Below are 11,498 nucleotides of genomic sequence, written 5' to 3' on the forward strand. Positions count from 1 at the left end.
CGCGCTGCACCCATGGAAGCAAAAGGAAGAATGATCATGTCGGCCAAATCAGTTGAAATCATTCCCGCGAGCGGGACGGAGACTTTGATTCCGCTCAATAAGCTCAAGAAGTCCCCGAACAATGCGCGCAAGACGCCGCACAGCGAGACGGCGATCGAGGGCTATGCGGCGAGCATCGCCGCCAAGGGCATCCTGCAAAATCTGGTGGTTGAGCCCGAGCTGGACGGAGAGGGGACGGCCACGGGGTTCTATCTCGTGACCATCGGTGAGGGCAGGCGGCTCGCCCAGCTTTTGCGGGTCAAGCGGAAGGAGATCAAGAAGACCGAGCCGATCCGCTGCATCATCGACACCGCGAATGACCCCCACGAAATCAGCCTGGACGAGAACGTCACCCGCGAGAACATGCATCCCGCCGATCAGTTCGAGGCGTTCAGGAGGCTTGCGGAGGAGCGTGGCTTCGGCGCGGAGGAGATCGCCGCGCGCTTCGGGGTGACGCCGCATGTGGTGCGGCAGCGCCTGCGGTTGGGTGCGGTTTCGCCAAAATTGATCGAGCTCTATCGCGATGGCGAACTGATCTTGGAGCAGTTGATGGCTTTTGCCATCACTGACGATCAGGCTCGGCAAGAAGGCGTCTATGAGCGTCTGTCCTACGACCGTGATGCCAGCACGATCCGGCGTCTGCTCACCGAAACCCATGTCGCTGCAACCGATCGCCGCGCGGGGTTTGTCGGGCTCGAGGCCTATATCGAGGCAGGCGGTACGATCCTGCGCGACCTCTTTACCGAGGATCGCGGCGGCTATCTGGAAGACGTGGCGCTGCTCGATCTCTTGGTGACAGCACGGCTTGGCCGGGAGGCGGACGCCTTACGGGCAGCCGAGGGATGGAAGTGGACGGAGCCCCATCTCGACTTCCCGCACGCCCACGGCATGCGCCGTGCCTACCCGCATCCGGTCGACCTTTCCGCGGACGATCAGATCGCCCTTCAAGCCGTTCAATCCGAGTTCGATCGGCTGACCGAAGCGCATCAAACGGCTGAGGAACTGCCTGATGAGGTGGACGCGCGGTTCGGCGAGTTGGAGAACCAAATCGAGCAGTTAGAGGCGAAACGGCAGGCCTACGATCCCGGTGACGTCGCGCGCGGCGGCGCGTTCGTGATCCTCAATCACGACGGCACCATCAGGATCGAACGCGGGTTTATCCGCCCCGAGGATGAGAACCCTCATGCCGAAACCGAGCAGGAAGGCGACGCCCAGGCACCGGACGAGGAGGGTGAAGGAGGCGATCAAACCACGCGCGATGGTAAAGGAGAGGAGGGAGAAAACGAGGAGGAAGAGGAGGAACGGAGGCTGTCTGACACGCTCGTTCGCGACCTCTCCGCGTATCGCACCTTGGGGCTGCGCCTCAATCTGAGTGAGCAGCCAGACGTCGCCATCGTGGCGGCCACCCATGCGCTCGCCGCGCAAATCTTCTATATCGGGGCCAATGCCCATGTGGTTGGCGTTCAACCGGTCAAGACGGATTTGGCCACGCATGCGGTCGGAATCGAGGACGCTCCGGCCGGCAAAGCTTGGTCGGATCGCCATGCCAATTGGGCCAGGCAGATGCCGCGCGACACGGCTCAGCTGTGGGAATTCGTGGTCGAACTTGATCACGAAAGTCGCATGGCGCTGTTCGCGCATTGCACGGCGTTGACGGTCAATGCGGTCAAATTGCCATTTGACCTCAGGCCGCGCGCGTTGGCGACGGCCGGCCGTTTGGCCGAGGCCGTCGCCCTCGACATGACCGGATATTGGCGGCCGACGGTGCAGAGTTATCTCGGCCGGGTCACCAAGGCGGGCATCCTTGAGGCCGTCCGCGAAGGCGTCAGCGAGGAGGCCGCCGAACGTATCTCGGGAATGAAAAAGGTCGAGATGGCAGCTGCCGCGGAGCAACTATTGGCGGTGACCGACTGGTTGCCGCCGTTGCTCCGCACGGCCAAGACGGAGGATCAGGTCGGTGCGCCAGACAAGGCGCAGCGTAATGATTTCTGTTCGCAGGCAGCGGAGTAAGAGATGAGCCGGGGTCGCAAGGACGGCCCCGGCGCTCATTAAATTCCGGCCGCGCACCTGATGGCGCGCGGCCGTTTCAAGCAAAGTGAAGCGAGCGATTATTCACGCCAGCCCGTCTCCGCAGGCAGGCCGCGATCCCCCTGGTCTGCGCGGCTGGCAGCGGCCGGTGAGGCTGTGCCGCACCTCCCTTTCGTAGCGGGGAGGCGATCAGGTCGGGGCACTGATCGTATCCAGATCTAGCGTATTCAAAGCGCAATCGCGCGAACAATCCTGGCCGGCGCGGGGCTTCCCGATGCGCAAATGCAATCGAGCTTGCTGGTTTGTCCGGTGTATCGTGCTCGCGATTGATCCGCAGACGTCGGCTTTTCTCTGATCGATCCCGCCGTTTTCCAATGCTGTGGCGGGCGGTGGCAGCCATGGTCATCGCCGTCAGTTAGGTCATGGGCTCGCGTCCAACGCACCCTCGAATGGCTGATCAGGCCCGAGGGACGGCAAGAGCCTCGATCGCCTTCCCGCAACAGCTCACGTCTGCTTTTTTCCCCTGCCGCCAAGCGGCGGCATTCCTCGCGCAAGACAAAAAAGCAGGCTTTCGCCGTCCTCCGCTGCGCTGCGGGCCTGGTGGCTGCGGGCCGATCGCTCCCCGGGCCAAGGATCGCCATCGAGGCTGCGATGGGCGCGGCCCGAGCAACAGACAGACGGAGATGACCATGGCGACCATCGGCACTTTTACTGCTTCGGACAACGGCTACACCGGCTCGATCAAGACGCTGACGCTGAACATCAAGGCGAAGTTCGCTGCCTCCGAGAAGGACAACGACAAGGCTCCCGACTACCGCATTTTTGCAGGAGCGACCGATTATGCGGAGCGTGGCGTTATGCGGAGTGGCGTGATTTGAGCGCAGGTTTTTCGGCGCGTTTTGGATGGCGGCGCTCCGCATAATATCGTTGAGGAGAGCCGCGGCGCCTCGCGCGAGGCGAGACGCCGCAAGCCGAGGGTCAGCGCGACCAGACGAGCGCGTAGCCGTCATCGACCGCGACGAAGTTGGCGTAGATCGGCGCCGGGAAGGACGGGTCGTCGAGCTTCACCGAGTGATAGACGGTGTTCTCTTTCGAGGTCCGCTGCCACGCGGCGCCTATCTCAACGTTGCCGGCCGTCACGCGCAGGTCCGGCGCCTTCTCGTTACCGGAGGGTTCGGTCGGAAGGAAGCGTACCTTAATGTTGAGCAAAAGCGTCTTGATGGTGCCGGTGTACGAGCCATCTTCGGCGCGGGTGAAGGTGCCAATCTGAGCCATGGTGATCTCCTGTTGCTGTTTCCAAGCCCGCGACCATCGCGGCCTTGATGGCGATCTGTGAGCGCCGCAACGACCGCCCCGCAGCCTTGGCCCGCAGCGTCAGCGGAGGATGGCGGGCTGAGCGATCTTGTTGCCTCGCGAGGAATGCCGCCGCTTGGCGGCAGGGGAAGAAGATCGCGAACGAGCCATTGCGGGTAAAGGTCGGCGAGCGCAGCGAGCGTATTGTGGCGCGTGATCCGCCAGCAAAAGGCCGGTATGGACGTGAGCCCAAGCAGCTTCACAGGAGAGCATCGGCTCACAGGCATCACCAAGGCCAATGACGGCGTCACCGCACTAACCAGATTCACGCGCAACAAGAGCGTCCTTCTCCGGTTCCAAGATCGAACGGGAGAAGGCTCAACTTGCTGATGTGGCCGGCACGATCGTGCTGCCGCACCGAACGGACCGACGGCGCGTCACCGTAGCATGATAATGAAGCCTCACGTCGTGTCGGACGTAGATGCGTTCTCCAACAAAGAGGCGATCAATGCATCCGGCGCCCTGAACCGACCGCGGCGCAGCTCCGGCGGAACGACCGCTTCCACTGCCTCGAGCCTTTCCGAGGGATCCATGCGGAGATAGACCTCGGTTGTGCGGATATCGGCATGCCCAAGCCACAGCGCCACCTTCCGGATATCGTGCGTCGCCTGCAGCATGATCACCGCGCAGCTATGCCGAAGCTGGTGCGGAGAGATCGAACGACTGCGCAAGGACGGGCACGCCTCGGCCGCCGCACGAACGTGCTTGTCGAGCACGTACTCGAAGCCCGCACGGGTCATCGGCTCATCCTGTGCGTTGACGAACAGCTCCGGCACGCGGACTGCTCCCCTGACGCTCAACCAGGCGCGAAGGTCGCGCGCGGTGTCCTTCCAGAGTGGGAGGCAGCGTTCCTTGCGGCCCTTGCCCCGGATCGTCACGCTCGCTCCGTGCTGGAGCGACAGGTTTTCGGTCAGAACGCCGACCAGCTCGGAGACCCGCAAGCCCCCGGCAAAGCAGAGGTGCATCATCGCCCGGTCGCGCACGCCGGATCGTGTCGCAAGATCGGGGGCGTTGAGGATCGCGCGAACCTCCTCCATCGTCAGATGGCGGATGAGCTTCTGGTCGTGGCGCTTGACCGGGATGGCATGGACGCGACCGATCTGCTCAAGGGCGGAGGGCACCCGGTGCTCCACATAGCGCATGAACGTCTTGATGGCGGCGAGCCGCAGGTTGCGCGTGGCGGCGCCATTGCCGCGCTCCTGTTCGATGTGGGCCAGGAAGGCGACGATCAGCGGCGCGTCCAGGTCTTCGATCGTCAGCCGTGACGGACGCGTGCCGAGCCGTTTCGCGGCGAAGTCGAACAGCAGCTTGAAGCTGAACGCGTAGGTCTCGCAGCTTTCCGGACTGTAGCCGCGCTGGCGGGGCATGTAGTCGCGCAGGAAGCCTGTGATGAGAGGGGCGAGCTTCGTCATGCCACGCTCCCTCCAACCAGCATTTCCGCTGCCGAGGCGATATCCGCCATCATCTCCGGCGTCGCCTGGAGGTACCAGTAGGTGTTCTGGATATCGGCATGGCCGAGATAGGTCGACAGAGCGACGAAGTGCCGGGCGACCGCGCCACGCTCGACACCGCATTGTTCGAGCACGCGAGTTGCGAAGGTATGGCGCAGATCGTGGATGCGAGGCTGCTGGCTTCGCTCCGGTGCAATTCCCGCTCGCCGCAAGACGCAGCGGAATGTGTAATTCACCGTCGTCGAGTACAGCGCCCTGTGCCGGACGGATGGGAACAGCCAGTCGCTTGCGCCGGCGCGTTGGCGGCGGGCCTCGAGATAGCGGGCGAGCGCCTCGATGACCGTCGGATGCAGCGGCACGAGCCGGCTCTTGCGGAACTTGGTCTCGCGGATGTGCAGCACACCATCGGGCCCAATGTCATCAAGCTTGAGCGCAATGGCCTCCGAGATGCGCAGTCCCGTGGCGGCGATCAGCCCGAACAGCATGACGTAGAGCTGGTGACGCAGGGGATTGGGCTTCTGACGTCGGAGCCTGCCGGCGGCCTCGAGGATGCGGGCGATCTCGTCCGCGGTATAGATATAGGGAATCGGTCGCGTTTGCCGGTTCCGCGCGAAGTCGGCGCGCGGGATCTCATGCCGAGGATCTTCGGCATGCAGGAAGCGCGCGAACAGGATCAGGTCCGTCAGGCGCCGTTCGCGTGCGCCCGGCGTCCGGGCGACCGTCGGCAACCAGGCGAGAACGGATGCGGTGCGGATATGCGCTTCGTCCCGCCCGGCGGCGAAGCGCGCGAAGGCACGAAGACACCGCTCGGCCTTGACCAGCTTGTAACCGAGCGTGCGGCGAAGGGTGATGTAGCGGTCAGCGTCCTCGCTCAACATGGTAGCCTCCCGCCCCAGGGCTGCGCAATCTCCGACAAGAGGCCGATATCCACCTTGGCATAGAGCGCTGTGACCGATGGGGAGCGGTGCCGCAGCACGGCGCCGACACCGGCAAGGCTGGCGCCGTTGCGCAGCATGGTCGTCGCGGCGGAGTGGCGCAGAACATGAGCCCCACGATGGATGCTTTTGACGCCAGCCCTATCGAGGGCACGGCGCACGATGCATTTCACGGCGATGCGGCTGAGCGGCCTGACGGGCGCAGCACTCGTCAGGAAGACCCGCGTTGTCGCGACGCGCGGCCGTGCCCGCTCGATATAGGCGAGGATGGCATCGCCAATCTCCTGAGTCAGTGGCAGGCGCTCCTCGCGCCGAGCCTTGCCGGCAAGGGTTATCCTGCCAGCCACCCAGTCGATCTCACCGAAGGCCAGATTAGCGACTTCGCTTGCCCTGAGGCCCAAGCGGGCAAGGAGCAGAATGACGGCCCGATCGCGCAGCCGATCCTCGCCGTCACAAGCGGCAAGAAGGCGGCCGATGTCGGCTTGCCCGAGGAAGCGTGGCGTCGTCGCCAACTGCCAGTTCGCGAAGCTCGGAACAGCCTGTTCCCGGCCGACCGGGCACTGCCCTGTCGCCACAAGATATTTGAGGTAGGCGCGCGTGGCGACGGTGATGCCTTGCGCCCGTCCGCGTCCGTGCGGCTTCGCGCGATCGAGCACGAAGCCGCGGATCGCGGCGGCTGTGTACGGGGCCGGATCGGTGCCGAGCGACGCCAGCAGGTCGACCAGGATCGCCTGATAGGTGTCGAGCGTGGAGTCCTTGACGCCGCGCTGCTCCCGCATCCAGCGACGGAAGGCGGCCAGTGCCGGCCAGCTCTCCTCCAGCGACGGCCGCCGCTCCGGCGGCAGCACGTTCGTCTCACGCAGATAGGCGATGAACAGCGCGGCGGCGCCCTGTGGCGCACGAGTTGTCTTGCTACCCCGGAACACCGACGCCGATGCGGCGAAGCCGGCGGCGAGCGTTTCGATCTCGAAGCCGGACGCGCGGACCCAATCGGCCCACAGCGCGAGCAGGCGCGCCACCTCTGTTACTGTCGCCGGTGTGTATTTCCGCAGCGAGAGCCAGTCCTTGAAGTCATCGACATGCGGTTGCAGCCAGTTGATCCGGACATCAACGCTTCGGCGATGTCTGCGCTTTCGTTTTGTCACCACGTTTTCCTTCGAGTTGCTTGTTCACGCCGGGAGCGCCCGGCGCGTCGAGCAAACCGAAGGTTTCGATCCCATTCCATGCGATAGGCGTTTTGCCCACTGGATCCGAATCCGACATGTCCGTGGAGACCCGTCGGGCGCGGCGTGTGTCGTTGGGTCGGAGCATGCTGGCCGTAATGCCGGAGGGTTGACGCGCCGGCGGCGCCGAACGTGCTGAAGAGGCGCCGACCGCCAGCGTCGTTCTCTGCCGACAATGCCGGCGAAGCCCCCGATGCGGCCTCTCTTGGGGCTGGTCTGGCGCCGCTCCAGACTTGGCCTGCAACGGCTCCGCCGACCTTCTTCCCCTGCGGCCACGCCGCATTCCTCGCGCAACAACAAGCTCGGCTGCCGCCGTCCTCCGCTGACGCTGCGGCCCGAGGGTGCAGACGTCCGGTCCATCGCCTCACGACCGCCATCGAGGCTGCATCGGGCGGCTTCGGGGAACTCTCAGGAGATACGACAATGGCTCAGATCGGCACCTTCACCCGCGACGACAACGGCGCCTTCGCCGGCACGATCAAGACCCTCACCCTCAACGTCAAGGCCACCATCAAACCCTGCGACCGCGACAACGACAAGGCGCCCGACTATCGCGTCACCGCCAACGGTGTCGAGTTCGGCGCCGGCTGGAGCAGGACCGCCCGTGAGACTGGTGCCGAGTACCTCTCGCTCAAGCTCGACGATCCGTCCTTCACGGCTCCGGTCTACGCCTCCCTAGTTCAGGGTGACAAGGGCGAGCACAAGCTCATCTGGTCGCGATGACTGGCCCAACGGCGCTCCGCTCTCAGCGGGGCGCCACTACTCGATCACGTAGCCCAGCGCGCGATAACCCGCTCGTCGCTTCGCTCCCATCCGGGCCAGAACCGGGACGGTATTATCGACATAGTCGACGACCAAAACATCTTTCTTGCCATCATGCTGGCGATGCAGGCGGCCGACATACTGTGCCAATGTTCCCTTCCAGGCGATCGGCATCGTCAGGAACAGCGTGTCGAGTCGAGCGTCATCGAAGCCTTCACCAATGTAGCGGCCTGTTGCGAGTATCAGACGCTCATCATCATCAGGGACATTCAACACCGTGTTGGCTGTTTTGCGATCCTTCGCGGACATGCCGCCACGCAGCACCACGAGATTTTTCACGAATGGCGAGAATCTCTGACGAAGATATTCGAGATGGTCTTTTCGTTCTGTCAGAACGATGGGCGAACGCTTGGCTTCAAGCGATTTCAATACATCATCAAAGATCAGGTCATTCCGGCCACTGTCCTGCGCCAGGGCTGCATAGATCGCCGGCATTGACGGGCGTTCGGCCAACGCCAAGGACGGCGGCAATTCAAATTTCGTCGAGCGATCGCGGGCGCGGTGACGAATGCCACGTTCGGCAGCCTGAACTCTTGCATCGACCCGATGGCGAACAGGGCCGCATTGCATGAAGATGATGGGATGATGCCCGTCCTTTCGGGCAACGGTCGCGGACAGGCCGACGACGTATCGCGCCTTTGACCGCCGAGCGACAAGCTCAAAGCTTGCAGCGGACAGATGATGGCATTCGTCGACAATCAGATGACCGTAATCAGCAACGATATCAGCGACCTCTCCATTGCGGACGAGGCTCTGGATGAGCGCCACATCGATGACGCCGGTCGGCTTTCTTTTTCCACCCCCGATAACGCCGATCTGTTTCGGATCGATGTTCAAAAAGGAACTCAGGCGCTCCACCCATTGAGTGAGTAGTTCCCGGCGATGAACGAGAACCAGTGCGTTGCGGGCGCGATGTGCGATGAGTGCGGCTGCGACAACCGTCTTGCCGAAGGCCGTCGTGGCGGCGAGCACGCCGCTGTCGTGGGCAACGAGAGCATCGAAAGCCCGGGATTGTGGCCCTCGCAGTCCGCCCTGGAATGAGACGCCGGCAGGCAGCGCCGTTCCATCTTCGCGATGATCGTCCAAAATGGCGACCGCCCCGTGACTCTTGATGAGTTCGACAGTTTCGTCGAAGCAGCCGCGAGGCAGAGCTACATGTCGAGGATGGAGCTCGGCGCACGAGACGATTCGAGGCTTGCCGAATGTCGGCAAACGCATTGCTTGCGCGCGATAGAATTCCGGGTTCTGGAACGCTGCCAAGCGAACGAACTGCGCAATCAGGGCCGGCGGAAGTTCTGTCCTGTCGATGTAGATCTGATCAGCGACCACGATCCTGATCTGCTGTGGTATCGCAGCATTGATACGCCGTGGCTCACTACGGCGTGACGGCGACATCTTCCACGGCTCGTCAGCATGTTCGTCATCGACCGGCATCCGGACGCCCAACACCCGTCCTGACAGTTCCGCCTCGTTGGCGATCCCGAAGGCCGCATCAGCTGATAATCTTGGGAGAGAAGACAGATACGCCCATTGGTCGTCGTAAGGTCGCAGATCTCTGTCGACAAAAACGCTGTTGCCAACTTCGCGAGCTTTTCGTTGGAGGGGAAGTGCAATCAGATTGCCGAAGCCACCAAGTGGCATCGTATCCTGGTTGGGAAAGAACCGATCATAAGAGGAGAAGCCGATCTCGGGACGTTTCTCCATCGTCTCCGTGATCAGGGCCGCCCCCATCTGGCGCGCGGTCCGCGCCGGGATCGGTTCGCCGAAGAATATCCAGACATGGCCGCCATTTCCCGATCGGGACCGCTCGAGAGCGGCAGCGATGCCTCTGCCGCGGCAGGTTTGCAGGAGCGCCCCGGCGTCCTCCGCCCACGCCTCCTTGTCGAAGTCTGCGGCGAGGAACCAGCATGTTTCGTCCTGGAGCAACGGGTATACACCGGCGACAAAGTCACCGGTGCGGGTATCGCCGCCACGAAGGTGCTTTTCGATGATGTCCTCGGAAGGAGGAATGAAAGCCTGATGCGGGCATTCCCCACATTTTACCTTCGGTTTCCCGCAGATTTCTTTCGCCCATTCGTTGGAACAGGCCGGCGAATAACCGGAGCGTCCAGCTTTTCTATTTTCCCATCGCACCGGGAAAACATCGGGCCGCCCGGCGAACAGGCGCCGGAACAACTCGATTTTCTCGATAGATGAGGAGTTGTTGGTAACAGAGGCATCGGCAAAAGCGTGCCGTTCGGCCGCGCGGCTACCGGAGATCAGCTTTTGCTCAAGCGCTTCCAATTCACGCTCAAGCTCCATCCGCTCTGCATTCAGATCAGCTAACCGCCGTCGAATGCGTGCGATTTCCCCCGAAGCTTCATTCTTGTCGACCAACTTTGTAGCCTACGCCTAAATGTTCATGTCGCGCGCAAACATAGACCAAAGACGACCTCCGTTTAAGGCGGACTATGCGTCACGACGGCCCAAGGTGTTCGACATTATGCGGAGCAAAATCCACCAAAACCGGCGGAAATCCAGCCTCACAGGCCAACACTCCGCATAATGCCGCTCTACGCATAATCGGTCTTGGACGAACCCGCTCCGCGGGAGGGTATCCGCGTTGAGCGTGGGGTATCCCCCTTGAAGCCAGCCCGTGTCTCTGACCCCGACACCACCCGTACAGCGACGTAATCCATTCCATTTCAGACGCGCTTGCCCTTGGCAAGATGGTGTTGCTGCCCGCGCGCAGCGTCCCCCTTGCCAAGGAGTTCGCTATGACCTCGCTTCGGTTACGCATGATGGAAGACATGCAGGTACGCAACCTGTCGCGACACACACAGGATTCGTATTTGCTGCAGGTTTCGCAGTTCGCCCGGCATTTCGCTAAATCGCCGGCTTTGCTAGGCCCGGAGGATATCCGAGCCTACCAGGTCTATCTGACGAACGAGAAAAAGCTGGCGCCACGTTCGGTGCACGTGACCGTCGCAGCGCTTCGATTCCTCTACCGCGTCACGCTCGGCCTCGATTGGGATTTCGACCAGGTCATTCCGTGCCCAAAGGCGCCAAAGACACTGGCCGTCATTCTCAGCCCCGAGGAGGTGCTGCACTTCCTTGGCTGCATCGAGAGCTTCAAGCACCAGGCGATCCTGACGACATGCTATGCCGCCGGCCTGCGTATTTCCGAGGCGACCCGCCTGAAGCCTGAGGCCATCGATCGCCAGCGCATGGTGCTGCGCGTCGAACAAGGCAAGGGACAGAAGGACCGCTACGTCATGCTATCGGCCAGGTTGCTGGAGGTGCTGACGGACTATTGGCGCGCCGTGCGACCCACCGGGGGTTGGATGTTTCCCGGCGCCGTTACTGGAGAACCGATATCGACAAGCGCCGTGGATGCCACCTGCCGCAAGGCACATCGGGTGTCGAAACTCTCCAAGCCGGTGACGCCGCATTCGCTGCGGCACGCATTTGCGGTGCACCTGCTCGAAGCCGGAACCGATCTCCGCACCATCCAGCTCCTGCTCGGCCATCGCAGCCTGTCGACGACCGCCCAATATTTGCGGATCGCTACCAACAAGGTCTGCGCGGCGACGAGCCCGCTTGAACTGCTGCCGCGCCCAATCCCCAAGGCTTCCTCGCCGCCAACGCCCGAACATTTCTGACGGCCA

General features: G+C 62.8%; 8 protein-coding genes and 1 pseudogene. 4 read left to right on the forward strand and 5 right to left on the reverse strand.

Annotated elements, in window-relative coordinates:
* Positions 1 to 36: 36 nt before the first annotated feature.
* Together HAP41_RS13160 and HAP41_RS13165 are read left to right on the forward strand one after the other, a co-directional pair.
* Entirely contained in the window at positions 37 to 2,049 is a 2,013-nt protein-coding gene (locus HAP41_RS13160) for a ParB/RepB/Spo0J family partition protein (protein ID WP_175618135.1), read from the forward strand.
* 707 nt (positions 2,050 to 2,756) lie between these two features.
* Positions 2,757 to 2,909, forward strand: a pseudogene (locus tag HAP41_RS13165) (DUF736 domain-containing protein); the annotation flags it as partial.
* A gap of 136 nt (positions 2,910 to 3,045) precedes the next feature.
* On the opposite strand, the gene HAP41_RS13170 reads toward HAP41_RS13165, so the two are convergent.
* The 4 genes from HAP41_RS13170 to HAP41_RS13185 all read right to left on the reverse strand — a co-directional run bounded on the left by HAP41_RS13170 (position 3,046) and on the right by HAP41_RS13185 (position 6,951).
* On the reverse strand, positions 3,046 to 3,342 hold the full coding sequence (locus tag HAP41_RS13170) for a DUF736 domain-containing protein (RefSeq protein ID WP_166101310.1): 297 nt from the start codon (positions 3,340 to 3,342) through the stop codon (positions 3,046 to 3,048).
* A gap of 479 nt (positions 3,343 to 3,821) precedes the next feature.
* A complete protein-coding gene (locus HAP41_RS13175) occupies positions 3,822 to 4,832 on the reverse strand; it encodes a tyrosine-type recombinase/integrase (protein WP_166101305.1) in 1,011 nt (336 codons plus the stop codon).
* Positions 4,829 to 5,749: a tyrosine-type recombinase/integrase gene (locus HAP41_RS13180; protein WP_166101298.1), complete on the reverse strand. Its 921-nt coding sequence runs from the start codon at positions 5,747 to 5,749 to the stop codon at positions 4,829 to 4,831. Before HAP41_RS13180 ends, HAP41_RS13175 begins: the two co-directional genes overlap by 4 nt.
* Positions 5,743 to 6,951, reverse strand: coding sequence for a tyrosine-type recombinase/integrase (locus HAP41_RS13185; protein WP_166101295.1), 1,209 nt, complete (start codon positions 6,949 to 6,951; stop codon positions 5,743 to 5,745). Before HAP41_RS13185 ends, HAP41_RS13180 begins: the two co-directional genes overlap by 7 nt.
* Positions 6,952 to 7,452: 501 nt before the next feature.
* Here HAP41_RS13185 and HAP41_RS13190 point away from each other — a divergent pair.
* Entirely contained in the window at positions 7,453 to 7,752 is a 300-nt protein-coding gene (locus HAP41_RS13190) for a DUF736 domain-containing protein (protein ID WP_166101292.1), read from the forward strand.
* 36 nt (positions 7,753 to 7,788) lie between these two features.
* Here the strand turns inward: HAP41_RS13190 and HAP41_RS13195 are convergent, their stop codons facing one another.
* A complete protein-coding gene (locus HAP41_RS13195) occupies positions 7,789 to 10,227 on the reverse strand; it encodes a TOTE conflict system archaeo-eukaryotic primase domain-containing protein (protein WP_166101286.1) in 2,439 nt (812 codons plus the stop codon).
* Between the two features lie 380 nt (positions 10,228 to 10,607).
* Here HAP41_RS13195 and HAP41_RS13200 point away from each other — a divergent pair, with 380 nt between their 5' ends.
* Positions 10,608 to 11,492 carry a tyrosine-type recombinase/integrase gene (locus HAP41_RS13200; RefSeq protein ID WP_166106044.1) on the forward strand — a complete coding sequence of 295 codons (885 nt, stop codon included), beginning with the start codon at positions 10,608 to 10,610 and terminating at the stop codon, positions 11,490 to 11,492.
* The last annotated feature ends 6 nt before the right edge of the window (positions 11,493 to 11,498 follow it).

Source organism: Bradyrhizobium barranii subsp. apii (assembly GCF_011516635.5).
In the GTDB taxonomy this organism is placed as follows: domain Bacteria; phylum Pseudomonadota; class Alphaproteobacteria; order Rhizobiales; family Xanthobacteraceae; genus Bradyrhizobium; species Bradyrhizobium barranii.